The organism is Nocardioides sp. S5 (assembly GCF_017310035.1).
Lineage (GTDB): Bacteria > Actinomycetota > Actinomycetes > Propionibacteriales > Nocardioidaceae > Nocardioides.
In genome coordinates this window covers 1,228,031-1,253,639 of record NZ_CP022296.1, presented here as the reverse complement: position 1 = coordinate 1,253,639, position 25,609 = coordinate 1,228,031, and the positions used below count along the sequence as shown (strand labels likewise).

Below are 25,609 nucleotides of genomic sequence, written 5' to 3'. Positions count from 1 at the left end.
CTCTGATGTCATGCACAGGTGAGCGAACACTTCTACCGGCCTGCGGACGGCCACCGGCTGCCGCACGACCCCTTCAACTCCATCGTCGCGCCGCGCCCGATCGGCTGGATCGCGACGCTGGATGCGCAGGGCCGACGCAACCTCGCGCCGTACAGCTTCTTCAACGCGCTCAACTACAGCCCTCCACTGGTGGGATTCTCCAGCAACGGCTGGAAGGGAACAGTTGCCAACGCGGAAGCGACGCGCGAGTTCACCTGGAACCTCGCCACCCGCTCACTGGCTGAGCAGATGAACGCAACCTCCACCACCGAGGACGTCGACGAGTTCGAGGTGGCCGGGCTCGAGGCCGTTGCCTCGCTGGGGGTCAAGGCGCCTCGAGTCGCTGCGGCGCCGGTCACCTTCGAGTGCCGAGTCACCCAGATCATCGAGCTGCTGACCGCGTCGGGTGGGACCAGCGGCTCTTGGTTCACCGTCGGCGAGGTGGTCGGCGTGCACATCGACGAGGACTTGCTGGTGGACGGCATCTACGACACCGCCCGGGCGCAGCCGATCCTGCGCGCGGGTGGGCCGACGGCCTACTTCGGCATCGACACCAGCAACCGGTTCGACATGCGCCGCCCACAGTGACGCGGCCCGATCGAGCACGATCCACACACTCGCGATGCAGGACGGCGCACGGATGATCGTCCGTAGCGGGCATCGCGATGATCGGGCGTTCCAACCGCGCGACATTGCCTGATGCGGCCGACGTCCTCTCATGCCTGCGGCATCAGTGCACGGATCTGGCACCCCTCTGTGTCAAGGAGCGGCTTTGGCGAGGGTCTTCCGGCGGGCTGGTGGTGGGCGTAGCGTCGGCTGCGCGGGTCCGGGAAGTGGCTGATCCGAAGTGTCGATGAGCGGGTGTGAGTCGGCCGCGCTGGATTGAAGAGTCGCCCCGCAGTGCCCTCCCGGACCCGCGTCCACTCTCGCGATGGCCGCGCTGGAGTCGGCGACGAGCTGGCGGTAGACGACGTCGGACAGACGCCGTTTCAGGCACCGCAGCGCTTCCATCGGGGTCTTCCCGGCATCGAGCTTGCGTCGGTAGTAGGCACGGCCTTCGGTGTCGTGTCTGATCTGCGCGATCGCTGCGACGTGCAGGACGTGGTTCATCCGCCGGTTCCCAGCCCGCGACAGCCGGTGTCGGGTCTGCTCACCGGAGGAGGCGTCCAGGGGCGCGGTCCCGGTCCAGGACGCGAACCGGTTGCGGTCCGCGAACCGGGCGACGTCGCCGACGTCGGCCAGGGTCCGGGCCGCGCCGACTGGGCCGACGCCGTAGATGTCCATCAGCCCCGACCCGCGGGCGGTGACCGCGGCCTTCAGTTCGGCCTTGATCTTCTTCAGCTTCGCATCGACCGCGACCAGGTCGGCGATCTCTTCAGCAGCCATCCGGCGGCAGGTCTTGCCGGCGATGTCACGGGGGCGCACCGTCGCCAGCATGGCCTTGGCCTGAGCAGCGGACAGGTCGCGTTTGCGCTGGCCAGGCAGCAGTTCGCTGAGCAGGCGCTGCAGCCGGTTGACCGTCTGCACGCGTCGGCGGGCCAGCTCGTCACGACGGTCGGCGAGCATCCGCAACGCCTCGAGCTCACCGTCGTCGACCACCCGCCGCAACCCGTCGGTGCGGACCGCGACGACTGCGATGGAGTGGGCGTCCAGGGCGTCGGTCTTGCGGTTGTGGCCGGTGTCGAAGAGCCGCACCCGCGCCGCGAGCTTCGCCGGGACATCGAGGACCTGTTCGCCGGCGGTGACGAGGCGCTGAGCCAGCGGACGCCCGGCACCATTGGCTCCCTCGACGGCCCAGGTGCGCTCAGGCCACTGCTTCACATAACGGCGCATCGCGGCGTAACCGGTGTTGGTGGTGTCGAACCGTCCGCGACCGAGCAGCCGTTCGTGGGGGTCGAGGACCTCGATCGTCACCGACATCTTGTGGGGATCGACCCCGATGACCACGCCCTTCTTCTTACTCATCTGCTCCACCTCGTCTGTCGCCGGGAACCGCTAGGACGACGAGGTGGGCATTGCTACTACGAGCTGGGCAGACCCCTCTGGAGCCACTCCTCGTCACGGTGGTCGACGGGGTCGCAAACCAGATGAGAGCCACACCCAAGCTCGGGTGGGCAGCCGATATGAGAGCGTCCCGCCGATCACCTAGACCGAAGTCTGGCCAGACACCGATCCTGAGGGAAGTCTCCTAGTAGCCGATGTGCGTGCCGGTCCGCTCACCACAGCGCAGATGCTCAAACGGCATGATCGGGGAATAGAGAACAAGTCGTGGGACCAGATGCAGGTGGAAATTCAGCGGCAATTCGAAGCGAGGCTCGCTGAACTGAGGAACGAAGGGAAGACGATCTACGACCAGCAGATCGATCCGGATGACACCTCCACGGGTAAGCCGGAGCTCTGGTGCATCGTCAAGGTGGACACGGACGAGGTCGTCCAGGAACACATGACCGATGCGGACGTGGACGAGTTCGTTGCCCAGCACCCGGACTGGGTCCACGTGTGGGAAGTTCACGACCGCATCCAGGACCACATCCGGGAGTCCTGAGCGACGGAGCTCGCCCGGATCTGCCGCGTTGAGCGCGTTCCGGCGACAGGAACCTGGTGGGTGCTCACAGAACGAGGTTGGCCTGTAGAGGTGAGCGGCCGAACCCCGAGCAGCTTCGATCGCTTGCCGACGCGCGCTACGGGTGCAAGGTCGTCACCGACCAGCCGCCGGATCTGACCAAAGCTTGATCGAACGTGTGTTCTATATCTGCTTGAGGTGGCGTATAGTCGGGTCCACGTTCCACAGTCACCGGGTAGTCGTGATGCCGAGCTGGTGGGGCGAGTTGCGAGGGTCAGTAATAGTCCGGTGATCCGGGCCTCCAAGAGCGACGACCGTTGGTTCTCACGCAGGTGCGTGAGCCAAGTCGTCGTCGAGAGGAGGCCAGTCGTGAACCACCCGATCCTTGTTGCTGCCTCCGACATCCGGAGCGTGTTGAAGGGCGTGGCGGGTGCGAACCCGACGTTCATGTCGACCTCGGAGAAGGCGGTCGCTCTCCGTGAGCTCGTCGCGGCCGAGGCGCAGCTGGTCGAGCTCCGGCTGAGGGTCCTGGCCGACGCGGGCGACCTCGCCGACGCGACGGGTGCGAAGGACGCCGCGGGGTGGCTGGCGCACCAGACTCGTGCCCGGTACGCCGATGCACGGGCCGATCTCGCCCTCGCTGGGGCGTTGGACCGGGAGCGGCCGGTGCTGGCGGTGGGGATGCGCGAGGGCGCCGTGACCCTGGCTCAGGCGCACGTGATCCGCCGAGCCCTCGACGCCCTTCCCGTTGCGGTGGACGCGGACACGGTCGACCGTGCCGAAGCGCACCTCGTGGGCTGTGCGACGGAGTTCGGGCCCAAGGAGCTGGGCCGGATCGGGCGCCGGGTCCTCGACGTGGTCGCCCCCGAGATCGCCGAGGCTGCGGAAGCCGCCCGGCTGGCCGACCTCGAAACAGCCGCTGCGGACCGGACCCGGATGACGATGCGCCGCCAGGGCGACGGCACCACCCGCATCAGCGCGCTGGTGCCGGACGCGGTCGCGACCCGGCTCGCGACCTACCTCGAAGCGTTCGCCAACCCCCGCGCACCCCACGCCAAGGCCCGCGACGACGCCGAGGGCGCGCGGACGTCAGACGTAGTCACGCGCCTGCCGTACCCGCGGCGGATGGGTGAGGCGTTCGCCCGGTTCCTCGAGACCGTCGACCCGACCCGGCTGCCCGTCCACGGCGGTGACGCGACCACGGTCATCGTGACCATCCCGCTCGCCTCGTTGCGGGCCGAGCTCGCGACCGCCGACCTCATCGGCGCCGGCCTCGTCCCGGGCGACGACCTCACCGGCGACCGCATCACCGCCAGCCAGGCACGCCGGCTCGCGTGCACCGCGAAGATCCTCCCCGCCGTCCTCGACGGCACCAGCCTCCCGGTCGACCTCGGACGTGCGAAGCGACTGTTCACCCCGGCGCAGCGCAAGGCGCTGCTGATCCGCGACCGGACGTGTCGTGCCGAGGGGTGCGACACCCCCGGCACCTGGTGCGACGCCCACCACCTCGACCCCTGGCACACCGGCGGACCCACCGACCTCGACAACGCGATCCTGCTCTGCCCGCACCACCACCACCGCGCCCACGACACCGGCTACCGCACCGACCGCCTCCCCAACGGCGACCTCAGGTTCCACCGGCGGACGTAAACCGACCGACACAGGCCAGGGGGCCAACCGACATCCCACATGCTGTCGACGAAGGAATCCTCGTAGCATCCGCCCATGAGCAGCGCCGGATGCCTGATCGTCGTCTCCGGCCTTCCTGGCAGCGGCAAGACGACCGCGGCCCGGAAGCTGCAGTCGGAGCGATCAGGAGTCCGCTTCTGTCCGGACGAGTGGATGGCTGCGCTCGATGCCAACTTGTGGAACAGCGAGCTGCGCGCTCGCATCGAGGTCTTGCAGTGGACCGTGGCGCTGGACGTTCTTCGCGCCGGCGGCACCGCCATCATCGAATGGGGCACGTGGGGGCGCGACGAGCGCGAACAGCTGCGCGCCGGAGCAGCGGCCGTCGGTGCGCGCACGGAGCTGCTCCACCTGGACGTGCCCGTCGACACCCTGTGGGCCCGGATCGAGCAGCGAGGCGCAGAGGATCCACCGATGAAGCGGTCCGACGTGGTCGCGATGGTCGAGTTCATGCAGACGCAGGCTCCCGACGAGAACGAGCGACGAGCCTTCGACGCGGTGCTCCAGGGCTGACGTCAGCCCGCTTCGCAGACGTAGATCTGGAGTGCCGCATCCGCCGTGAGCGGCGTACGGGACCAGTCGCCGAAGCATTCCACGACCCGGAGTCCGCCGAGCTCGAGCAGCAGGAGCAGCTCCTGCGGGAAGATGCTCCGCATCTCGATCGGTACGACGACGAAATCGGCCTCCGAGTCGGTGGAGAAGAACCACGTCCCGCGCGTCACCTGCGCGACCGAGTCGTAGGTCTCCACGACGTCGACGTGCACCACCCCGCGATCGGGATCCACGTACGACAACGCGTCGCGCCTGCGACGTACGCCGTCGGCCCGGGCGAGCACGCGCACGCTGGGATTGAACACGTCGAAGACCAGCCGACCTCCGGGCGCCAGGTGGCTCCGCACCGCCCGGAAGCAGCTCACCAGGTCATCGGCGTCGTGAAGGTGGAGCAACGAGTTGGCCGCGATGAACACCCCAGCCCGCGCTCACTCCACCACCGCCTCGAGGTCCTCCCCCACCACGACCACGTCACCGGAGCAGAGCTCCACCTGCTCGCGCGAGACGACCCGGTCCGGCACGCCGCGCAGCTCGACCACGACCTCGGTGGTGGCGCAGCTCCCCCAGTCCGCCCCGATGCGTGCATCGACGGCCAGCGGGTGACGCGCGCCTTCGGTCGCCCCCACCTGCGTCGTCGTCACCACGACCGCCTCACCGGACCGGTTGTCGATCGAGATGCCGGGCGACCCCTCGGCGAAGAAGCCCGCCACGCGCACGAACGCCCAGGACGCGCCGAACGCCCACAGCGCGGCACCGCCCACGAAGACCGCGAGCAGCGCCAGCCACGTGCGCAGCCGCACCCCCGTCCCCCGGCCCACGGTCAGTCCGCGATCTCCAGCGCCCTCAGCGCCACCGCTACGTCGAGGCGCAGGTGGGGGTCGCTGGCGACGGGGCCGAGGATCCGCTGCAGCTTCCCGACGCGGTAGCGCATCGTGTTGTAGTGGAAGAACTGCGCGCGTGCTGCCTCGGCGACGTTGAAGTTGGTGTCGAGCAGCACCTGCAGCGTCTCGCGGAGGTCGGCCGCCTCCGCCGTGCGCTCGGCGAGCGGGCCGAGGACGTCGGCAGCGAACGCCGTCAGCTCGGAGCCGTCGGGCACGAGCGCGAGCAGTCTGTGCAGGCCGAGCTGGTCGAACCGCGTGACCGACCCGCCACCGTGCACCCGGCGACCGATCTCGACGGCGCGCTGGGCCTGGCGGAAAGCCTCGGGAAGGTCGCCCAGGTCGTGGGCCACCCTGCTGACGCCGGCCGAGAAGGCGATCCGCCCGCCGCCCCGGTCGCCGCGCACCGCCTCGATGATCCGGTCGACAGCGGCCTGCTGGGCCACGAGGTCACCCTCGAGGTCGACCGGGATCAGGGTGACGACCTCCCGGCTGAAGGCGACCGACGCGATGCTCCCGTCGACGGTCGCCGTGACCTGGCGCCAGGCGTGGGCGAAGCGGTCCTGCCACGCGCGCCGGTCCTCCGGCGAGGCCGACAGCGCGGCGATCGCGTCGGGGTCGAGCACCCCGACCACGACCACGACCGGGCGTCCGAGGTGCCATCCGAAGGCCTGGGCGTGCTCGGCGACGTAGTCCTCCTCGCCGGCGCGCCCGAGGAACACGTCGCGCAGGAAGTCGCCGCGGTACTTGTTCTCCACGGCCGTGATCGCCTCGACGCGCGTCACCAGCAGTGCGGCCACGATCGCCGCACGCTCGAGCGCGTGCACGTCGGAGGAGTGGATGTGCCCCTCGGGGCGCAGGGCCACGAGGCGAGCCAGGTCGACACCGGCGGCCACGACGCGCCGCACGATCGCCTCCCCGCCGCCCACTAAGGTGCCGTCGGGATCGATCCGCTCGACGCGCACCCGCCCGGTGGGGTCGAGCAGGTCGGCGCCGGCGAGGGCCTCGCGCTGTGCGTCGTCGAGGTGGGCGGCCCGCTCACGACCGTCGGTGGAGGTGAAGACGACGCCGCACCCGAGCGCGACGCCGACCGCCTCGGCGATGGCGGCAAGGTCGCCGCCCTCCAGGACGATGTGCGACAGCGCCGTGTGGAGCGCGTCCGCACGCTCCAGTGCGGCGACCGCCTCGGGGTCGCTTATCAACTCTTGGCCCACTTCTGCCCCTTGCTTGTCAGGAAGTCACATTCGCGAGTGTGCCACGGGCCGCTAGCGTCTGTCCGGTGATGTCCAGCCCGACCCCCGCCGCGACCTCGGTCGCGATCGGAGTCGCGGCGCCGATCCGGGTGCGCGAGCGGCTCGCCGCCGCCCCGGACGGACCGCGGCGGGTGCTCCACGCCAGCAGCACCGCGGTCTACCTCGACCTCGACGGCTGGTGCGTGGGCCTGGTCTCCGCCGGCGCGACCCGGGTGCCGTGCGCGCTCTGGTCGACCCTGCCCGACCTCGGGGTGCTGCGCCCGACGGCGAGCGTGAGCGCGGGCGAGCTCGTCGTCGGCGGCCGCGCGCTGCGCATCACGCGGCTCGTCGACCCCCGCGCCACCCGTGTCGGGCAGCACGCGGACCACGCTCCCGCACCCGAGGTCGTCGTGGCCTCCGGTCTCGACCTGCCCGCCGACGGCCGGCTCACCTCCGCGCACCTCGACCGCCTGCTCGGCCGCGGACCGGGGCTGACGCCGCTCGGCGACGACGTCCTGGCCGGCTGGCTCGCCACCCGCGCCGCGCTCGGCCGCCCCGACCCGGTCCTCGCAGCAGCCGTGCGCCGCCGCCTCGGTGTCACCACGCTCCTCTCCGCCACGCTCCTCGAGTGCGCCCTGCACGGCGAGGCACTCCCCCAGCTCGCGGACTGGCTCGCCACCCCCGACGACACGACGACCGCAGCCCTGCTCGCCGTCGGCGCCACGTCCGGCGCCGGCCTGCTCGCCGGCGCCCGGCTCGCCCTCACCTCGCCCAGCGGCGAGCACCCCACCGACCACACCACCGACCGCCCCGGGAGGGCAGCATGAAGGACCACGTCGAGCTCCGGAGCGGCGCGTACGCCGACTCGGTGACCCTGCTCCAGGTCAGCCGGGCGGTGCAGGCCGCCCCCGGCGTGGTCGCCGCGCAGGTGGCCATGGCCACCGGCCTCAACCTCGAGGTGCTCACCGGCATGGGCTTCGAGGTCCCGGCCTCATCGCCCAACGACATGGTGGTCGCGCTCCGGCTCGACGACGACGCCGACGTCGCGACCGCGCTCGCGGCTGTCGACGCCGCCCTGGTCCCCACCCGCCCGTCGTCGGGCGACACCACGCAGGCGCCGCCGCGCACGACCGGCGCGGCCCTGCGGCACGGAGGACCCGGTGCCGTCGTGCTCGTCTCGGTGCCGGGCGCGAGCGCCACGGTCGAGGCGATGGACGCCCTCGAGGCCGGCCACGACGTGATGGTCTTCAGCGACAACGTCCCGGTGGCCGAGGAGGTCGCGCTCAAGACGTACGCCGCCACCCGCGGCGCGCTCGTCATGGGTCCCGACTGCGGCACCGCGCTGCTCGACGGAGTGGGCCTCGGCTTCGCCAACGCCGTGCGCCCGGGCCGCATCGGCCTCGTGGCCGCGTCCGGCACCGGCTGCCAGCAGCTGCTCACCCTGCTCCACCACGCCGGCGAGACGCTGGAGGGGGTCGGCGTACGCCACGCGCTGGGCGTCGGCGGTCGCGACCTGTCCTCCGCGGTCGGCGGCCTCGCCACCCGCGAGGCCCTGCGCCGCCTCGACGCGGACGCCGACGTCGACCTGGTCGTGGTGGTGTCGAAGCCGCCTGCGCCCGAGGTCGCCGAGGCACTGGCCCGCGAGGCCGAGGCGCTGGACACTCCCGTCGAGCTCGGCCTGCTCGGTCGCGGCCAGCGCGACCTCACCGCCGTCGCCGAGGCCGTGCTCGCCCGGCTCGGCCACGAGGCCCCGCAGTGGCCGGTCCACGGTGCCGACAACACCGGCCCCGCCACCGGTCCGCTGCTGCGCGGCCTCTTCGTGGGCGGCACGCTGTGCGACGAGTCGATGCTGATGGCCGCCGAGGCCCTCGGCCCGATCCGCAGCAACATCCCGCTCGCCGACGACCTCGCGCTCGGTGAGGAGCTCATCGTCGACGACCACGTCATGGTCGACTTCGGCGACGACGCGCTCACCCAGGGCCGGGCGCACCCGATGATCGACCCGTCGCTGCGCAACGAGCAGATCGCGCGCGCGGCCGCCGACCCCGCGACCGGCGTGATCCTGCTCGACCTGGTGCTCGGCCACGGCGCCGAGCCCGACCCGGCCGCGCACCTCGCGCCGGCCATCACCGCGGCCCGCAGCGAGCGCGCGATCCCGGTGATCGTCAGCCTCGTCGGCACCGACCTCGACCCGCAGGGCCTCGCCGCCCAGCGCGACGCCCTCGTCGCCGCGGGCGCGGAGGTCCACCTCTCCAACGCCGCGGCCACCCGCCGCGCCCTCGACCTGCTGAGCCGAACCTCGAGCCGATCCGAAGGAGCCCACCAGTGAGCACCAGTGCTGTCACCGTCGGCGCCACCACCCCCACGGTCGTCACCTGCGGCGCCGACATGTTCGCCGACGCCGTCGCCGGCCAGGCCGTCGACGTCGAGCGGGTCGACTGGCGCCCGCCGATGCCGGGCACGCAAGACCACCTCGCCGCCGTCGCCACCGACCCGCGGCGCCCTGAGGCCAACCGGCGAGCGGTTCAGGCCATGCTCGGCGTCACCGCCCACCTCGTCGACGTCGCTCCGGCGAGCGAGGTCCTCGGACTCGAGAAGGGCCAGTTCCTGCACGCCGGCCCGCCGATCGAGTGGGAGCGCACCTCCGGACCTCTCCGCGGTGCCCTGATGGGTGGCGCGGCGCTCGAGGGCCTCGTCGAGGACCCCGAGGACGCCGTCGCGCTCTTCGAGTCCGGCAGCTCGGTCAGCCTCGAGCCCTGCCACCACCGCAGCGCCGTGGGCCCGATGGCGGGCGTGGTCACGCCGTCGATGTGGATGTGGGTCCTGGAGGACCGCGCCACCGGGAAGCGGACCTACTGCTCGCTCAACGAGGGGCTCGGCAAGGTGCTGCGCTACGGCGCCTACGGCCCGGACGTGCTCACCCGGCTCCGCTGGATGGGTGACGTGCTGGGCCCGCTCCTGCAGGCGGCCGTCCGCGGCACCGAGGAGGCGTCCGACGTCACCGGCATCCTCACCCAGATGCTCCAGATGGGCGACGAGGCGCACAACCGCAACCGTGCCGGCACGCTGATGCTGCTGCGCGACCTCTCCCCCGCGATGGTCGGCACCATCGAGGGGGGCGGCTTCGGGAGCAAGGACGTCGCGGACGCGCTGCGCTTCGTCGGCGGCAACGACCACTTCTTCCTCAACCTCGCGATGCCTGCCTGCAAGCTCGCCCTCGACGCCGGGCGTGACGTGCCCGGATCGACGATGGTGGTGGCGATGGCGCGCAACGGCACCGACTTCGGCATCCAGGTCTCCGGCACCGGCGACCAGTGGTTCACCGGCCCGGCCCAGGTCGCCGAGGGACTCTTCCTCGGCGACTACGGCCCGGACGACGCCAACCCCGACATCGGCGACTCCGCGATCACCGAGACCGCAGGCATCGGCGGCTTCGCGATGGCGACCGCCCCCGCGATCGTCCGGCTCGTCGGTGGCTCGGTCCCTGACGCGCTCGCCACGACCCAGCGGATGCACGAGATCACCCTCGCGGAGAACCCGCGCTGGTCCGTCCCCGTGCTGGAGTTCCAGGGCACCCCGACCGGCATCGACGTCACCAAGGTGTGCCGCACCGGGATCCTGCCCCAGATCAACACCGGCATGGCCGGCGCGGTCGCCGGCGTGGGCCAGGTCGGCGCCGGCCTCGTCACGCCTCCCGCGGAGATCTTCCCGCAGGCGCTGGCGGCGCTGGCTCAGGCGGTGCCCGGGCGCTCGTTGTAGATGCCCGCGGGCTCCTGGCCGGTCAGGTCGCCGATGGCGGCCATGATCCGGTCCGTGAGCTCGCGGCGCGCGCGACCGCTGGGTACGCCGTCGTACTCCCCCGCGACCTGGATGGGCGCACCGAAGCGCACCGTCACGTCGACCCCACGCAGCCGCGGGCGGCTCGCGCCGACGGGCTGGATGTCCTCGGTCCCCTGCAGCCCGACCGGCACGACCGGGCAGCCCGCGGTCAGCGCGAGGTGGGCGACGCCGGTGCGGCCGCGGTAGAGCCGGCCGTCGCGCGAGCGCGTGCCCTCGGGGTAGATCCCGAACGCCTCGCCGCGGCGCAGCACCTCGAGCGCGGTGTCGAGGCTGGCGATCGCGGCCTTCCTGTCGTCGCGGTCGACGGGGAGCATGCCCAGGCCCTCGAACCAGGTCCGCGTCAGCGCCCCCTTCACGCCGGTGCCGGTGAAGTAGTCGGACTTGGCGAGGAAGACCACCTTGCGCGGCACGACCACCGGGATGACCACGGAGTCGAAGAACGACAGGTGGTTGCTCGCCACGATGACCGGGCCGGTCGACGGCAGGTGGTGCAGCCCCTCGACCGTGGGACGCCACACGGCTCGGGCCAGCGGTGGGATGACTCCGTGCGCGACCGTGTAGAGCATGGCGCTCATTGTGCCCGCAGGGTCGGGGCGACGAACGCACGTCCCAGATCGACCGCGCCGCTCGCACGCAGAGGGGTGCCCTCCTCGAGGTAGGCCTGCCGGGCCTCCTCGTCGTGCGACGGCGGCAGCGAGCCGTCCGCCCGCACCACCCGCCACCACGCGACCGCGGCGCCGTGCCGGGCCATCACGTTGCCCACGAGGCGGGGACCCCCGCGCCCCAGCCGCTGACCGACCACGTCGGCGATGGCGCCGTACGTCGTGACGCGGCCGCGCGGGACCGACTCGGCGCACTGCAGCACCAGCTCGGCGTAGAGCTCGCGCTCCTCCTCGGTGCTTGATCGACCGGTGCTCACTCGACCTCCGGCTCCAGGAGCCGCGCGGTCAGCACCAGCAGTACGCCGACGACCAGCGCCACGACGAGCCACAGCCACGGGGGCGCGAGGTCGGCGTCCAGCCCGCGCACCGCCAGCCACGCGACGGGCACCGGCACGAGCGCCAGCAGCGCACGCCGCAGCCAGAGCGCCGCCAGGCGCGGGTCGACCGGGAGCGTCGCGGGACCGTGGGCGAGGAGCGTCGCGACCACGTGGGCAGCGAGGACCAGCACCGCGACGACGAGCACCCGCCAGTCGACGACGTCGTGCACGGCCCACCACCCGGCGACCAGCAGGAGCGCGGCCGCCCCGGCCGGGTGGTCGGGCGTCACCGCCCACCGCACCGAGCAGGCCACCACCAGGGTCGTGATGACCAGGTGGGGCACCTCCGGCAGCGCGAGTGCCAGTGCGGCACACGGGAGCAGCGCCAGCACGACCCGCAGCGCCAGGCCACCGGTCGTGAGCCCAGGCGGCAGGACCCGGTCGAGCACGCTCATCGAACGCGCACCTTCGGCACCCGGGCCCGCCGGGCCAGCTGCTGCAGCACGGTGTCGAGGGTGCCGGGTCCGCGCCACGGGACGACCGGGCAGCCGAGGGCGGCGAGCCGCTCGAGCCGGTCGTCACGCTCGATCCGCTGCATCCGCGCGGCGAGGCTGGGCAATGCCAGCGGGTCAGAGCCGGAGTCTCGCTCCCCCCACGTGTCGATGACCACGACCGAGGCGCCGCTGCGCTGCAGGCTCGCGGTCGCGGTGACCAGCGGGGTGAAGAGCATGGGCGACAGCACGTGGACGACGCTGCCGGCACCGGCTCCGAGGTCGAGGCGCTCCGGCGCGACGCTGCGGCCCTCCGTCCGGATCCGCGCCAGGACCGCGTGGATCCGCTGGAGGTGCCGCGGACCGGACCCGAGCGGCACGCGCGAGGGGTCGGCGGCCACGACCAGGAGCCCGACGCGGTCGCCGGTGCGGACGTGGTGCTCCGCGAGCGCGGCCGCCGCGCGAACGGTGAGGTCGAGGGTGCTCGCCGCGCCGTCGATGCCGCCGGAGCGGCCGATGTCGCGCAGACCGTCGACCACCAGCCACACGCCGGCGTCCTGCTCGGCGCGGGTGGTGATGACGTGGAGCTCACCGGTGCGCAGCGACACCGGCCAGGTGATCCGCTTGAGGCGGTCGCCGGCGGCGAAGTGCCGGATCCCCTCGAACTCGGTGCCGCTGCCGATGCGGCGCGAGCGGTGCCGTCCGACGAGGCCGTCGGGTTGCGGGACCTCGGCGCGGCTGTCGTACGGCGCGGTCTGCGGCAGCACGCTGAGCCCGTGCTCGGGCATGTCGACCGGACCCCACTGCCAGCCGGCCCAGGCGCTCGTCAACCCGACCCGCTCGGCGCCGATCGCGCGGCGGCCCCAGCGGCGCGGGCTGAACTCGATGACGGGCAGGCCGGCGTCGACGAGCGACCCGGCAGCGCCGTACGCCGGACGGGTGGCCACGTGCGGTGCGGGACCTGCGACCCGGGTGGCGTGCTCGACCCCGGCGAGGTCGTCGACCACGAGCCGCGACGTGGTGCCCTGGCCCTCGTGGAGCCGGTGGTGGTCGATGCGCGTGGAGACCGCCGGCAGGTGCAGCGGGCGACCCGCCAGTCCCATGGCGGCCAGGAGCACGAAGGGGGCGGCCAGCACCACCAGCACGTCCAGGCCGCCCACCACGCCGCCGGCGAGGCCGCCGAGCGCGAGGAGGCAGGCGCGGACGAGCGAGGGCGTCGGTCGCCAGGTGCTCACCGTCGCGACTCCAGGGGGCGCGACTCCAGGGTGTGCGGTGTCTCGACGCTGGTCAGGACGGACTCGACCACGCGGGCGCCCGAGGCCTGGGTCATCCAGAGGTCGGGCTTGACGGTGACCCGGTGCGCGAGCACGGCGCGAGCCACCACCTTCACGTCCTCGGGCACCACGAAGTCGCGGCCCCGGATCGCCGCCCAGGCGCGGGCGGTCAGCACCAGGCCGAGGCTGCCGCGCGGTGAGGCACCGGTGAGGACGTCGGCGTGACGGCGGGTGGCGTCCACGAGGTCGACGCAGTAGCGCGCCACGGAGTCATCGACCGCGACCTGCTCCACCGCCGCCTGCATCGCGGCGAGCCCGGCGGCGTCGCTGACCTGCTCGATCGCGACCTCCTCGCGCCGGCGGTCCAGGCGCCGGCGCAGGACGTCGACCTCCTCCGCTGCCGTGGGGTAGCCGAAGGCCACCCGCAGCAGGAACCGGTCGAGCTGGGCCTCCGGCAGCGGGTAGGTGCCCTCGTACTCGACCGGGTTGGCCGTGGCCAGCACGTGGAAGGGGGTGGGGAGCCGGTGGGTCTGGCCCTCCACGGTGACCTGCCCCTCCTGCATCGCCTCGAGCAGGGCCGACTGGGTCTTGGGCGGCGTGCGGTTGATCTCGTCGGCCAGCAGCAGCCCGGCGAAGACCGGACCGGGCCGGAAGTCGAACTCGCCGCGGCGCTGGTCGTAGACGTACGACCCTGTCAGGTCGGCCGGCAGCAGGTCGGGGGTGAACTGGGCACGGGAGAAGTCCAGGCCGAGGGCACCGGCGAAGGACCGCGCCGCGAGCGTCTTGCCCAGTCCCGGGAAGTCCTCCAGCAGCACGTGACCCTTGGCCAGGATGCCGGCCAGGACCAGGCCCAGCGCGTCGCGCTTGCCGACAACGGCGCGGCCGACCTCGTCGAGGACCCGCTCGGCGAACGGGGCCACCTCGGAGGGGGCAGCAGTGGGGGTGGCGGGGGCGTCAGTCACGGACTTCCTCGATTCGGGTCAGGATGCGGTCGATCTCGCCGGGCGAGAGTCGCCGCAGGGGGTCGAGCTCGCGGTGGAGGTCGTCGGCCAGCACGGGGTCGCGGGCACGGGCCAGGGCGACGAGGCGATCGTGCAACGCCTCCGACGGCTCCTTGGCCTGCTGGTGGCTGGACAGGACGCGCAGGTCGGAGGTCACCTCGTCCACCCGGTCGCCGGCGGGCTGGATGCGCGGCACCCACTCGGCGGCGGGCGCGTCCACGGTGTCCAGCACGAGCCAGCCGAGGGCGAGCACGACGGCGGCCATGACGGCGTACGGCCCGGGCTGGGGGTCGAAGCGCAGCAGCACGGCCGCGGCGTAGCCGATCACCGCGGCGAGCGTGCCGAGCAGGATCCGGGTGCGCCAGGCCTGCGGGACCGCCCTCCAGCGCACCCTCACGGTCGCACCCCGAGGCTGCGGCGGATGGCGGTCAGCGCCTCGAGCGCGTCGGCGCGGTGCTGCTCGGTGATCGGGTGCTCGCTGAACCGCGCCTCGCGGTAGAGACCGGCGAGCCGGTTGACCGCGCCATTGTCCGCGGAGACGAGGTCGAGCACCCGCAGGGCGTACTCCGACGAGGTCTCCCACGACCGGCGTCCGACACCCGCCGCGTCGCCCTGCACCTCGAAGCGCAGCCACGCCGCGACGATGGCGTTGCGCGGGTCGCCGTCGCGCAGCGCTGCGTCCTGCTCCGCGGAGTCCGCCGTGATCGCCTCGACCAGTCGGGCCGGCTCGCTGAGCGTGGTGAACCCGACCGTCTCGCGCCGCTCGTGCGTGCGGTGCTGCCGGTCCCGCACCAGGTGCGCCACCACCCACACGACGAGGGCGAGGACCGTGAGCAGCACCACGAGCAGGAAGAGCCAGACCAGCACCTTGAGCCACAGCGGTGGGTCGGCCTGCTCGACGAGGTCGGTCGCGTCCTGGCGCGAGGTGTCCGGCTCCTCGCACAGCGGCAGGCCCTGCGGGTTGTCCGGGACGGTGGTCCCGGTCGTGCCGTCGGGAGCGGTGGTGACCACGAGCGGGAGACAGGTGCGGGTCGTGGTCGTCGGGGTCCGCTCGACCAGTCCCGGGCCGGTGAAGACCTGGTCCGGACCGATGAGGGTCGCCCAGGCGGCCACCACCACGAGCAGGCTGGTGGCGGCCACAGCCAGGACGGCACGCAGGCCGGCCGGCAGTCCCCCGAACGCACGCATGGCGCGACCCTAGGTGACCGGGTCGCGCCACGCGAGGCGTGTCGGAGGGGTGCGTCAGAGGATCGGGCTGAAGGGCTCCGTGCCCGGCACCAGGCGCAGTCCGGCGATCGGGCCGTGCGCCTGGGCGTACGACAGCTCGTGGGACAGGTCGCCGACGCCGTTGGACCCGGCCAGCGGGGCCAGCGCCAGCGTCGAGAGCGTGCCGAGGGCGTTGCCCTCGGCGTCGAGGAAGGCGCTGCCGGAGTCGCCGGGCACGCCCGGCGTCACGGTGTAGACCGGGTGCGACCAGCCGCTCGGGTCGGTGCCGAGGCTGGTGCCCTGCTTGGGCGAGAGCAGCTCGACACCGCCGCGCAGGCTCGAGTTGCCGTAGGAGTAGACCGTCTCACCCGCGGACGTGCCGTCGGTGTCGATGCCGACCGGGCCGCCCCAGAAGGGCACCGACGGGTTGACCTTCGCCACGTCGGCGGCGTCGACCTTCACCAGGGCCAGGTCGTTGTAGGCGCAGGCGTCCGCGTCGGTCTCGCCGCGCTGCTTCATCGTCAGCCACGACGAGTACGCCAGCGTGCCGGAGCCGACCTTGGTGCCCTCGGCGAGCAGCGAGCCGCCCTCGACGAAGTCGACCCGGGTGCCCAGCGGGAGGGAGCCGGCGTCGCAGCCGCTGGTGTCGGTCGCCTCACCGGTGCCGGCGCAGTGCGCGGCGTAGCCGACGTACGTCGCACCGGAGCGGTCGGTGTAGACGAAGTTGGCGGTGCACTGGGCACCCTCGGTGTACATCTGCACGCCCGGATGGATCGAGGCGGTGGCGGCCGGCGCCCAGGAGGCACGGGCCGGCTTCGTCGGCGCCGCGGAGGCGGGCGCGCTGGTGGCGGCAGCGGCGAGGAGGCCGGACGCCGCGGCGAGGGACAGGAGCTTCGTCGGAGTGCGCATGCACGGTCCAACGAAGCCCCCATGGGGCGGTTACGCCCCGTCCCTCCCCGTCAGGTGAGCTCAGTACGCCGGCTGGCTGGGGTCGATCTGGCTCACCCAGGCGACGACGCCGCCACCGACGTGCACGGCGTCGGCGTAGCCCGCGCCCTTGACGATCGCGAGGACCTCGGCCGAGCGGACGCCCGACTTGCAGTGGAGCACGATCGGCTTGTCGGCGGGCAGGTCGCCCAGCGCGTTGCCGTTGAGGAACTCGCCCTTCGGCACCAGCACCGCGCCCGGGATCTGGTTGATCTCGAACTCGTTGGGCTCACGCACGTCGATGAGGGTGAAGTCGCGCTCGCCGGCCTCGCGCTCCTTGAGCATCTGCTCGAGCTGGACGACCGAGATCGTCGAGCCGGCCGCGGCCTCCGCGGCCTCGTCGGACACCGCGCCGCAGAAGGCGTCGTAGTCGATGAGACCGGTGACGGTCGCGTTCTCGCCGCAGAGCGCGCAGTTGGGGTCCTTGCGGACCTTGAGCTTGCGCCACTCCAGCTCGAGTGCGTCGTAGATGACGAGCTTGCCGATGGCCGGGTCGCCGATGCCGGTCAGCAGCTTGATCGCCTCGTTGACCTGGATCGACCCGATGCTGGCGCACAGCACGCCGAGCACGCCACCCTCGGCGCAGCTGGGCACCATGCCCGGCGGCGGGGGCTCGGGGTAGAGGCAGCGGTAGCAGGGCGCCTCGTCGGACATGGACGGCGCGAACACCGACGCCTGGCCGTCGAAGCGGTAGATCGAGCCCCAGACGTAGGGGATCTTCAGGAAGTAGGCCGCGTCGTTGACCATGTAGCGCGTGGCGAAGTTGTCCGTGCCGTCGACGATGAGGTCGTAGCCCTCGAAGATCTGCAGCACGTTGTCGTTGTCGAGGCGCTCGTTGTGCACCACGACGTCGACGTAGGGGTTGACCTCGGCGATCGACTCCTGGGCCGACACCGCCTTCGGGCGTCCGATGTCCGACATCCCGTGGATGATCTGGCGCTGGAGGTTCGACTCGTCGACCTCGTCGAACTCGGCGATGCCGATCGTGCCGACACCGGCGGCGGCGAGGTAGAGCAGCGCCGGGGAGCCGAGGCCGCCCGCGCCGATGACGAGCACCTTGGCGTTCTTCAGGCGCTTCTGCCCGCTCATGCCGACGTCCGGGATGATCAGGTGGCGGCTGTAGCGGCGCACCTCGTCGGTGGTGAGCTCGGCAGCCGGCTCGACGAGCGCGGGGTACGACACGGTGACTCCTTCGTGGGACGACCAGGTCCCGGCACAACCATCGGGAACCCGTCCATGTTCCCCCCGGCCCCGCGACCCGCCGTACGACGTCCCGGCATCCGGACCGGCACGGGGCGGATAGGCTCGCCCCGCACTACCCAGGAGTATCCGCCAGTCAGCACCAGGAGCACGACGTGACCGCAGGCAGCCCCGACACCACGCCCGACGGCGCGCTCCCGCGACCGCGCGGCGGGCGGATGCCGCGCCGCGAGCGACGCGTGCAGCTGCTCGAGTCGGCCCTCGAGGTCTTCGTCGCCCAGGGCTACCACGCCGCGGCGATGGACGACATCGCCGAGCGCGCGGGCGTCTCCAAGCCCGTGCTCTACCAGCACTTCCCGGGCAAGCTCGACCTCTACCTCGCGCTGCTCGACGCCTCCTGCGACACCATCATCGACGGCTGCCGCGAGGCGCTCGCGTCGACCACGGACAACAAGGACCGTGTCGCGGCGACGATGAAGGTGTTCTACAGCTACGTCGCCTCCGAGGAGGGCGCCTTCCGCCTCGTCTTCGAGTCCGACCTCACCAGCGAGCCCGACGTGCGCGAGCGCGTCGATCGCGTCACCATCGAGTGCGCCTCGATGATCGCCGACGTGATCCGCACCGACACCGGCCTGCCGGACGAGGCCTCCGAGCTGCTCGCGGTGTCGCTGGTGGGAATGGCGCAGGTCTCGGCGCGGTTCTGGCTCGCGGGCGGCGGAGGCATCTCCCAGGACGACGCCGCGGCCCTCATCGCCGGCCTCGCCTGGCGCGGGATCCGGGGCTACCCGATGACCGACGACCACTGACCGGACAGACTCGCAGCACACACCCCTGAACCACCCCCCTGAGTCACCCCCTGACGAACTGAGCAAGGAGCAACATCGTGGAGGTCAAGATCGGCGTGCAGCACGCCCAGCGCGAGCTGGTCCTCGACACCGACAGCACGCCCGAGGACATCGAGGCCCGCCTCGCCGAGGCGCTCGCCGGCAACGGCGTGCTGCGCCTGGCCGACGTCAAGGGCCGCGCGGTCGTCGTGCCTGCGGACAAGATCGCCTACGTCGAGCTGGGCTCGCCGACGTCCAGCACCGTCGGCTTCCGCTGAGCCGGGAGGCCGGCCCGTGGGACTGATCTGGACCGTCCTGGTCACCCTCGCCCTGGGCCTGGTCATCGGCGTCCTCGGCAAGGCGGTCGCCCCCGGTGACCGCGACAACATCCCGCTGTGGCTGACCGTCCTGTGCGGCATCGGCGGCGCGTTCGTCGGCACCTACCTCTACTACGCCGTGTTCGGCGTGGCGGACGGCTACGCGCGCGGCGACATGTACGACACCAACCCCGGGCTCGACTGGTGGCGTCACCTGTGGCAGGTCGGCACCGCCGCCGTGCTCGTGGTGATCGCGGCCACGATCACCGGTCGGGCCGCCCGGCGGTCCTGACCTGGCACTGGCCGGGTCCTGCTCAGGCGTCGAGGCCGAGCTGCGCCATCCGCGCTGCGTGCAGCTCGGTCAGGCGGGTGAACATCCGTCCCAGGGCGGCGAGGTCGAGCCCGGGCCGGTCCACTCCCCCGGCCAGCAGGGCGGTGAGCGACTCACGGTCGCCCGCGACCCGCTGCGCCTGGGTGAGCGCCTCGCCCATCAGCCGGCGCCCCCACAGGGCCAGGCGTCCACCGAGGCGGTGGTCCTCGGCGATGCCGGCGCGCACCCGCTCGACGATGAAGGCCGTCTGTCCGGCGTCCTCGAGCGAGGCGATGATGACCTCGCGGGTCTCGGCGTCGAGGTAGGCCGCGATCTCGCGGTAGAAGTCGGCGGCGAGCCCGTCGCCGACGTAGGCCTTGATCAGGCCCTCGTAGTAGTCGGCCGGCGCGGTGTGGGCGTGGAAGCTGTCGAAGCTGGCCTGGAAGGCCTGCATCGCCTCGACCGGGTCGGCGCCGAGCTCCTCGAGGCGGCCCACCAGCTTCTCGAGGTGGGCGAACTCGGCCGTGGCCATCGCGCCGATGGCGATCTTGTCGCCGATGCCCGGCGCCATCTTGGCGTCCTCGACGAGCCGCTCGAAGGCGGAGAGCTCTCCGTAGGCGATCGCCCCGAGGAGGTCGACGGCGGCGCGGCGGTAGTCCTCGTCGGGCGATTCAGTCATGCGCGCAGCCTAGCGATATCATCACCGTGACCGAGCCGCCGACTTCTTGGCCGGTGGCCGCCTGTATGTGCGCGGTTGGCACTCCTGCTTGCACGCTTTCCCGAGTGGACTGACCGCATACGCGTGGGACATCCGACTCTTCCGAAAGCGACACATTCGTGACCACCACCTTCCGTGACTTGGGCGTGCTGCCCGAGATCTGCGACGCGCTCGAGCGCGCCGGCATCACCACCCCCTTCGCCATCCAGGAGATGACCCTCTCGGTCGCCCTGCTCGGCACCGACCTCATCGGCCAGGCCCGCACGGGCACCGGCAAGACCCTCGCCTTCGGCATCCCGGTGCTCCAGCGCTCCATCGCGCCGAGCAACCCGGCCTACGCCGACCTCCCGCAGGGCAAGCCGCAGGCCCTCATCGTCGCCCCCACCCGCGAGCTCGCGCTCCAGGTGTCCAACGACCTCCACCTCGCCAGCAAGGACATGGGCCTGCGGGTCCTCACCGTCTACGGCGGCGTCGGCTACGACACCCAGCTCGAGGCCCTCGAGTCCGGCGTCGACATCGTGGTCGGCACCCCCGGTCGCCTCATCGACCTGGCCAACCGCCGCGCGCTCGACCTCTCCCACGTGCACGCACTGGTGCTCGACGAGGCCGACGAGATGCTCGACCTCGGCTTCTTGCCCGACGTCATCACGCTGCTGTCGAAGACGCCCGAGACCCGCCAGACGATGCTGTTCTCGGCCACGATGCCGTCGGCGATCGTCGCGCTGGCCCGCACCCACATGCGCCACCCGATGAACATCCGCGCCGAGTCGTCGTACGACACCACGATGGTGCCGGCGACCGCGCAGTTCATCTACCAGGCCCACGACCTCGACAAGCCGGAGATCATCGGCCGCATCCTCCAGGCCGAGGACGCTGAGAAGATCATCGTCTTCACCCGCACCAAGCGCCAGGCGCAGCGGGTCGCCGACGACCTCGCCGAGCGCGGCTTCAGCGCCTCGCCGCTGCACGGCGACATGGCCCAGGTCGCGCGCGAGAAGGCGCTGGCGAAGTTCCGCGAGGACGAGATCCGCGTCCTCGTCGCCACGGACGTCGCCGCCCGCGGCATCGACGTGCGCGGCGTGTCCCACGTCATCAACTACACCTGCCCCGAGGACGACAAGACCTACGTCCACCGCATCGGCCGCACCGGTCGCGCGGGCGCCTCGGGCATCGCGATCACCTTCGTCGACTGGGCGGACCTGCACCGCTGGAAGATGATCAACAAGACCCTCGACCTGCCCTTCCCGGAGCCGCAGGAGACCTACTCGACCTCCGAGCACCTTTTCCACGACCAGGGCATCCCGGCCGGCACCAAGGGCCGGATCGTCGACCCCGCGCCGGTGGAGAAGAAGGAGCGCCCGCAGCGTGAGCGTGGCTCGCGCGACGGCGGTTCCCGTGACGGTGGCTCGCGCGACGGTGGCACGCGCGAGAAGGCGTCCGGCGACGCGCCGCGCCGGCGCAACCGCAGCCGCAGCAGGACCCGCGGCGGCGCCCCGGTGAAGGACACCCCCAGCCAGGCCTGAGACCTAGCGGGCCGCCGCCTTCGTGGCGGCGGCCTTCTTGGCCGGCTTCTTCTTCGCCGCCTTCTTCACCTTCGGCCGGGCGGCGCGCTCGACGAGGTTCTTCGCGACCTCGCGGTAGGCCTGCGCGCCCTTGTTGCTGCGGCTCGTCGCGAGGATTGAGCGACCGGCCGCGGGAGCCTCGGCGAACTTGATCGTCTTGGGGATCGGCGGCTCGACGACCTCGAGGTCGTAGGTCTCGCTGATGGTCTCCAGCACCGTGCGGGCGTGGTTGGTGCGCCCGTCGTAGAGCGTCGGGAGCACGCCCCACACCTCGAGGCCGCGGTTGGTGAAGCGGCGTACGTCGTGGACGGTGTCCAGCAGCTGCCCGACGCCGCGGTGCGACAGCGTCTCGCACTGCAGCGGCACCAGGACGCCGTCGGCCGCGGTGAGCGCGGCGACCGTCAGCACGCCGAGCGAGGGCGGGCAGTCGAGCAGCACCCAGTCGTACGCCTCGTCGCCGAGGTCCTCGGCGAGCTGCTCGAGCGCGCCCTTGATGACGTGCTCGCGCCCGGTGCGGGTCAGCAGGTCGGCCTCGGCGCGGGCGAGCTCGATGGTGGCGGGCAGGACGTCGACGCCGTCCTCGGTCTCGATGATCACCTCGACCGGGTCCACGCCCTGGGTCAGGACGTGGTGGACCGAGACGTCGAGGTCCTCGGGATCGATGCCGAGGGAGAAGGTCAGGCACGCCTGGGGGTCGAGGTCGACCAGCAGGACGCGATGGCCCAGCTCGGCCAGCGCGGCCCCGATCGACGCGACGGAGGTGGTCTTGGCGACGCCACCCTTCTGGTTGGCGACGGCCAGGGTGATCGGGCTCTGGGTGCTCATCACCCCCCATTGTGCCGGACGGGGTCGCGGGCGGTGGGGTCGTCCTGAAATGCTGGCTGCATGCCTCCCCAGAACACGACCTCCCTCATCACCGGCGCGACCGCCGGCATCGGCCACGAGTACGCCGTCCAGCTCGCCGCGCGCGGCGACGACCTCGTCCTCGTCGCTCGCGACGCCGCCCGCCTGGAGCAGGTGGCCGAGGAGCTGCGCCGCGCCCACCAGGTCGACGTCGAGGTGCTGGTCGCCGACCTCACCGACCGTGCGGACCTCGCCCGCGTCGAGGCGCGCCTGGCCGACCGCGACCACCCGGTCGACCTGCTGGTCAACAACGCCGGCTTCGGGCTGAAGAAGCGCTTCCTCGACAACACCGCCGACGAGGAGACCGCGATGCTCGAGGTGCTGGTCACCGCGGTGCTGCGGCTCAGCCACGCCGCCCTCGGCGCGATGGCCGAGCGCGGCCACGGCGGCATCATCAACGTCTCCAGCGTCGCCGCCTTCCTCCCCCGCGGCAGCTACTCCGCCGCCAAGGCGTGGGTCAACAGCTTCAGCGAGTGGGCGCACATGGAGTACGGGTCGCGCGGCGTGAAGGTGATGGCCCTGTGCCCGGGCTTCACCAAGACCGAGTTCCACGAGCGGATGCAGGTCACCCGCGGCGACGGCTTCATGTGGCTCGACGTCGAGTTCCTGGTGCGTACGTCGCTGAAGGACTTCGAGAAGGGTCGGGCCTACTCGATCCCCGGCGCGCAGTACAAGGCCGTCCGCGCTCTCACCTCGGTCGTCCCCAACCGGGTGCTGCGGCTCACGCAGTCGCTGGGGCGGAAGTAGGGGTGCGGCTCGCACCTCCGCGCCTGGAGGACGCCGAGGCGCTGACCGACCTTCACCTCGGCGTGTGGGAGGAGGCGTACGCCGGCCTGATGGCATGGTCCACGGAGGGGCGCCTGCTGGGCTTCTCCAGCACCGGACCCGGACGCGACTCCGGAGCTGGTCGATGAGCGGACTGCGAGGGTCAGGGGGTGATGGCGCCTGACAAGAGCGTGCGCGTCTGCGCGTCAGGCACGTGTGCGTTGAGGTCCGCTCGGTGCCACAGCAACCTCAGGAGCACCTCCGTCGCGCCGTGCAGCTCGATCGACTCGCCCTCGCCGAGCACGGCGTCTCCGCGCACGTCCGTAGCGACCAAGTGCACGGAACGCGGCATGGGCTGAACGCGCCCGAGTCGCACCTGTCTCGGGTAGATGACGTCCCGCACTTCGAGGACCCCGTCCCATGCGAGCAAGGGATCGATGGGGCGAGGCTGCCCTAGGGCATTGTCGGCGTCCCACAGATGCATCACGGTCTCGTGGACCTGACGCCGTCTCCAGAACGCAGCGGTGGGGTGCCGGTCGTCGAGGGTCCACGCGGGTGCGTCCGCCGCTGTCGAGGTCAACACATCGACCAGGTGCGAGGCGTGTCAGCGGTACCACGTGGTCAACCCTTGACGCCCCGTCTCGGCGGGCGGCTCCGGACGGAGGTGGGGGTTGCCCTCGAGCACGGCATGAGCCGCCCACTGATGGACACCACCCAGGTGCACCGCGAGGTCACCCAGCGACCAACCCGGGCAGGTGGGAACCCGTGCGTCGAGCTCGGCACACCGGACGACGTCGCTGAAGCGCTCGGTGCAGCTCCTCAAGAGGGGCAACCAGTCAGGTGCTTCGCTCACCGTTCATTCCCCCGCCCGTATGTGCTCCACGGCTCATGAGTTGAGTCCACGGGTGTGGTGTACGACGGGCCCGTCGTGAGCGTGGCGTCCTGACATAGCGACGGCCACCGCGTGATCCTTCAGAAGACCTGCGAAAGCACAACTGAAGGAGAACCAAACGATGACCGTCGACCCCAACTCTATTGACCTGCCCGCGTTCATGGCCGAGCACCTCCAGCGCGCCGAACCCGACCTGCTCCGATCGATGCTGTCCACGTTCGTTCAGGCGTTGATGTCGGCCGAGGCCGACGCGATCTGCGGCGCCCCGTACGGCGAACGCAGCCCGGATCGGACCAACTCCCGCAACGGCTACCGGACCCGGGACTTCGACACCCGCACCGGGACGATGCAGGTCGCGATCCCCAAGCTGCGCGAGGGGTCCTACTTCCCCGACTGGCTCCTCGAGCGACGCCGTCGTGCGGAGCGAGCACTGACCACCGTGGTGGCGACCTGCTACCTGCTCGGGGTCTCTACCCGGCGGATGGAGAAGCTCGTCGAAACGCTCGGCATCACCCGGCTGTCCAAGTCGCAGGTCAGCGTGATGGCCAAGGAACTCGACGCGCACGTCGAGGACTTCCGGACCCGGCCACTCGATGCCGGGCCGTACACGTTCGTGGCCGCGGACGCGTTGACGATGAAGGTCCGCGAAGGCGGCCGGGTGGTCAACACCCACGTGCTGGTCGCCACCGGCATCAACGCCGACGGCCACCGCGAGATCCTCGGCGTGGACATCTGCTCAGCCGAGTCCGAGGCCGGCTGGCTGACCCTGTTCCGTGGCCTGAACGCCCGCGGCCTGACCGGGGTCAAGCTCGTCACCTCGGACGCCCACAGCGGTCTGGTCGCCGCGATGACCTCGACCCTGGACGGTGCCGCCTGGCAACGCTGCCGGACCCACTACGCCGCGAACCTGATGTCCGCGACGCCCAAATAGTCGTGGGGCTGGGTCAAAGCGATGCTGCACTCGATCTACGACCAGCCCGACGCCAAGGCCGTGCACGCCCAGTTCGACCGCGTCATCGAGACCCTGTACGAGAAGCTCCCCGCGGTGGCTGAGCACCTCGAGGAAGCTCGCGCCGACATCCTGGCCTTCACCGCGTTCCCGAAGGAGATCTGGCGCCAGATCTGGTCCAACAACCCGAACGAACGGCTCAACCGCGAGATCCGCCGCCGTACCGACGTCGTCGGGATCTTCCCCGACCGCAACTCCGCCATCCGGCTCATCGGCGCCGTGCTGGCCGAGCAGCACGACGACTGGGCCGAAGGACGCCGCTACCTCGGACTCGACGTCCTGGCCCGCTCCCGCATCGCCCTGATCAACACCGACGACACCACCGACCAAAAGGAGGACCTGACACCCGCCGCACTCACTGCCTAGAGTGCTGCCACCGGG

The 25,609-nt window shown here is 71.8% G+C and carries 29 protein-coding genes and 1 pseudogene; 14 read left to right on the top strand and 16 right to left on the bottom strand.

Features of this window, described 5'->3' with window-relative positions; genetic code table 11:
- Positions 1-18 precede the first annotated feature (18 nt).
- On the top strand, positions 19-627 hold the full coding sequence (locus tag CFI00_RS06190) for a flavin reductase family protein (RefSeq protein ID WP_207084377.1): 609 nt from the start codon (positions 19-21) through the stop codon (positions 625-627).
- Positions 628-798: 171 nt separating this feature from the next.
- On the opposite strand, the gene CFI00_RS06185 is transcribed toward CFI00_RS06190, so the two are convergent.
- The gene (locus CFI00_RS06185) at positions 799-2,004 is read right to left on the bottom strand and encodes an IS110 family transposase (protein ID WP_207084376.1); all 1,206 of its coding nucleotides are present in this window, start codon (positions 2,002-2,004) and stop codon (positions 799-801) included.
- A gap of 235 nt (positions 2,005-2,239) precedes the next feature.
- Here CFI00_RS06185 and CFI00_RS06180 point away from each other — a divergent pair, with 235 nt between their 5' ends.
- The 3 genes from CFI00_RS06180 (at position 2,240) to CFI00_RS06170 (ending at position 4,801) form a co-directional block, all read left to right on the top strand.
- On the top strand, positions 2,240-2,584 hold the full coding sequence (locus CFI00_RS06180) for a hypothetical protein (protein ID WP_207084375.1): 345 nt from the start codon (positions 2,240-2,242) through the stop codon (positions 2,582-2,584).
- A gap of 387 nt (positions 2,585-2,971) precedes the next feature.
- Positions 2,972-4,252, top strand: a complete 1,281-nt coding sequence (locus CFI00_RS06175; protein WP_207084374.1) for an HNH endonuclease signature motif containing protein — start codon at positions 2,972-2,974, stop codon at positions 4,250-4,252.
- Positions 4,253-4,327: 75 nt separating this feature from the next.
- Entirely contained in the window at positions 4,328-4,801 is a 474-nt protein-coding gene (locus CFI00_RS06170; RefSeq protein WP_207084373.1) for an AAA family ATPase, read from the top strand.
- Between the two features lie 2 nt (positions 4,802-4,803).
- Here CFI00_RS06170 and CFI00_RS06165 read toward each other — a convergent pair whose 3' ends face one another.
- From CFI00_RS06165 to CFI00_RS06155, 3 genes are all read right to left on the bottom strand, one after another.
- The gene (locus CFI00_RS06165; protein ID WP_207084372.1) at positions 4,804-5,205 is read right to left on the bottom strand and encodes a hypothetical protein; all 402 of its coding nucleotides are present in this window, start codon (positions 5,203-5,205) and stop codon (positions 4,804-4,806) included.
- Positions 5,206-5,268: 63 nt separating this feature from the next.
- On the bottom strand, positions 5,269-5,640 hold the full coding sequence (locus CFI00_RS06160; RefSeq protein ID WP_207084371.1) for a hypothetical protein: 372 nt from the start codon (positions 5,638-5,640) through the stop codon (positions 5,269-5,271).
- Between the two features lie 20 nt (positions 5,641-5,660).
- Positions 5,661-6,920 (bottom strand): PucR family transcriptional regulator, encoded by a 1,260-nt coding sequence (locus tag CFI00_RS06155; protein ID WP_207084370.1) that lies wholly within the window; start codon positions 6,918-6,920, stop codon positions 5,661-5,663.
- 80 nt (positions 6,921-7,000) lie between these two features.
- On the opposite strand from CFI00_RS06155, the gene CFI00_RS06150 reads away from it, so the two are divergent.
- Genes CFI00_RS06150 through CFI00_RS06140 form a run of 3 tightly spaced genes read left to right on the top strand, consistent with a single transcriptional unit; the run spans position 7,001 to position 10,709 of the window.
- On the top strand, positions 7,001-7,777 hold the full coding sequence (locus CFI00_RS06150) for a DUF2877 domain-containing protein (RefSeq protein WP_242532848.1): 777 nt from the start codon (positions 7,001-7,003) through the stop codon (positions 7,775-7,777).
- Entirely contained in the window at positions 7,774-9,279 is a 1,506-nt protein-coding gene (locus CFI00_RS06145; protein ID WP_207084368.1) for an FdrA family protein, read from the top strand. Before CFI00_RS06150 ends, CFI00_RS06145 begins: the two co-directional genes overlap by 4 nt.
- Complete coding sequence (locus CFI00_RS06140; protein WP_242532713.1) at positions 9,276-10,709, top strand: DUF1116 domain-containing protein; 1,434 nt, start codon at positions 9,276-9,278, stop codon at positions 10,707-10,709. Before CFI00_RS06145 ends, CFI00_RS06140 begins: the two co-directional genes overlap by 4 nt.
- On the opposite strand, the gene CFI00_RS06135 is transcribed toward CFI00_RS06140, so the two are convergent.
- From CFI00_RS06135 to moeZ, 9 genes are read right to left on the bottom strand one after another with little or no spacing between them, the layout of a single operon-like run.
- Positions 10,682-11,356, bottom strand: coding sequence for a lysophospholipid acyltransferase family protein (locus tag CFI00_RS06135; protein WP_242532712.1), 675 nt, complete (start codon positions 11,354-11,356; stop codon positions 10,682-10,684). The two genes, CFI00_RS06140 and CFI00_RS06135, sit on opposite strands and share 28 nt — an antisense overlap.
- A gap of 5 nt (positions 11,357-11,361) precedes the next feature.
- Positions 11,362-11,709, bottom strand: coding sequence for an MGMT family protein (locus tag CFI00_RS06130; RefSeq protein WP_207084366.1), 348 nt, complete (start codon positions 11,707-11,709; stop codon positions 11,362-11,364).
- Entirely contained in the window at positions 11,706-12,224 is a 519-nt protein-coding gene (locus CFI00_RS06125; protein ID WP_207084365.1) for a hypothetical protein, read from the bottom strand. The genes CFI00_RS06130 and CFI00_RS06125 overlap by 4 nt, the downstream gene beginning before the upstream one ends.
- Positions 12,221-13,495 (bottom strand): DUF58 domain-containing protein, encoded by a 1,275-nt coding sequence (locus CFI00_RS06120; protein WP_207084364.1) that lies wholly within the window; start codon positions 13,493-13,495, stop codon positions 12,221-12,223. Before CFI00_RS06120 ends, CFI00_RS06125 begins: the two co-directional genes overlap by 4 nt.
- Positions 13,492-14,496: a MoxR family ATPase gene (locus tag CFI00_RS06115; RefSeq protein WP_207084363.1), complete on the bottom strand. Its 1,005-nt coding sequence runs from the start codon at positions 14,494-14,496 to the stop codon at positions 13,492-13,494. Before CFI00_RS06115 ends, CFI00_RS06120 begins: the two co-directional genes overlap by 4 nt.
- Positions 14,489-14,932, bottom strand: coding sequence for a hypothetical protein (locus CFI00_RS06110; protein WP_207084362.1), 444 nt, complete (start codon positions 14,930-14,932; stop codon positions 14,489-14,491). Before CFI00_RS06110 ends, CFI00_RS06115 begins: the two co-directional genes overlap by 8 nt.
- Positions 14,929-15,723 (bottom strand): DUF4129 domain-containing protein, encoded by a 795-nt coding sequence (locus tag CFI00_RS06105; protein ID WP_207084361.1) that lies wholly within the window; start codon positions 15,721-15,723, stop codon positions 14,929-14,931. The genes CFI00_RS06110 and CFI00_RS06105 overlap by 4 nt, the downstream gene beginning before the upstream one ends.
- Positions 15,724-15,777: 54 nt before the next feature.
- Entirely contained in the window at positions 15,778-16,650 is an 873-nt protein-coding gene (locus CFI00_RS06100) for a hypothetical protein (protein ID WP_207084360.1), read from the bottom strand.
- A 60-nt stretch (positions 16,651-16,710) separates the two neighbouring features.
- Positions 16,711-17,910, bottom strand: coding sequence for an adenylyltransferase/sulfurtransferase MoeZ (gene moeZ, locus CFI00_RS06095; protein WP_207084359.1), 1,200 nt, complete (start codon positions 17,908-17,910; stop codon positions 16,711-16,713).
- 236 nt (positions 17,911-18,146) lie between these two features.
- On the opposite strand from moeZ, the gene CFI00_RS06090 reads away from it, so the two are divergent.
- The 3 genes from CFI00_RS06090 (at position 18,147) to CFI00_RS06080 (ending at position 19,361) form a co-directional block, all read left to right on the top strand.
- Complete coding sequence (locus CFI00_RS06090; RefSeq protein ID WP_207085401.1) at positions 18,147-18,734, top strand: TetR/AcrR family transcriptional regulator; 588 nt, start codon at positions 18,147-18,149, stop codon at positions 18,732-18,734.
- 77 nt (positions 18,735-18,811) lie between these two features.
- Positions 18,812-19,030 (top strand): DUF3107 domain-containing protein, encoded by a 219-nt coding sequence (locus tag CFI00_RS06085; protein ID WP_207084358.1) that lies wholly within the window; start codon positions 18,812-18,814, stop codon positions 19,028-19,030.
- A 16-nt stretch (positions 19,031-19,046) separates the two neighbouring features.
- Positions 19,047-19,361 carry a hypothetical protein gene (locus CFI00_RS06080; protein ID WP_242532711.1) on the top strand — a complete coding sequence of 105 codons (315 nt, stop codon included), beginning with the start codon at positions 19,047-19,049 and terminating at the stop codon, positions 19,359-19,361.
- 22 nt (positions 19,362-19,383) lie between these two features.
- Here CFI00_RS06080 and CFI00_RS06075 read toward each other — a convergent pair whose 3' ends face one another.
- Complete coding sequence (locus CFI00_RS06075) at positions 19,384-20,058, bottom strand: ferritin-like fold-containing protein (protein WP_207084357.1); 675 nt, start codon at positions 20,056-20,058, stop codon at positions 19,384-19,386.
- A 185-nt stretch (positions 20,059-20,243) separates the two neighbouring features.
- On the opposite strand from CFI00_RS06075, the gene CFI00_RS06070 reads away from it, so the two are divergent.
- Positions 20,244-21,620, top strand: a complete 1,377-nt coding sequence (locus tag CFI00_RS06070; protein ID WP_207085399.1) for a DEAD/DEAH box helicase — start codon at positions 20,244-20,246, stop codon at positions 21,618-21,620.
- Between the two features lie 3 nt (positions 21,621-21,623).
- Here CFI00_RS06070 and CFI00_RS06065 read toward each other — a convergent pair whose 3' ends face one another.
- A complete protein-coding gene (locus CFI00_RS06065) occupies positions 21,624-22,484 on the bottom strand; it encodes a ParA family protein (protein ID WP_207084356.1) in 861 nt (286 codons plus the stop codon).
- Positions 22,485-22,544: 60 nt separating this feature from the next.
- On the opposite strand from CFI00_RS06065, the gene CFI00_RS06060 reads away from it, so the two are divergent.
- Entirely contained in the window at positions 22,545-23,309 is a 765-nt protein-coding gene (locus CFI00_RS06060) for an SDR family oxidoreductase (RefSeq protein WP_207084355.1), read from the top strand.
- 2 nt (positions 23,310-23,311) lie between these two features.
- On the top strand, positions 23,312-23,476 hold the full coding sequence (locus CFI00_RS06055; RefSeq protein ID WP_207084354.1) for a hypothetical protein: 165 nt from the start codon (positions 23,312-23,314) through the stop codon (positions 23,474-23,476).
- Between the two features lie 14 nt (positions 23,477-23,490).
- Here the strand turns inward: CFI00_RS06055 and CFI00_RS06050 are convergent, their stop codons facing one another.
- Entirely contained in the window at positions 23,491-23,646 is a 156-nt protein-coding gene (locus tag CFI00_RS06050) for a hypothetical protein (RefSeq protein WP_207084353.1), read from the bottom strand.
- A 694-nt stretch (positions 23,647-24,340) separates the two neighbouring features.
- Here CFI00_RS06050 and CFI00_RS06040 point away from each other — a divergent pair.
- Positions 24,341-25,594, top strand: a pseudogene (locus tag CFI00_RS06040) (IS256 family transposase).
- Positions 25,595-25,609: the final 15 nt, after the last annotated feature.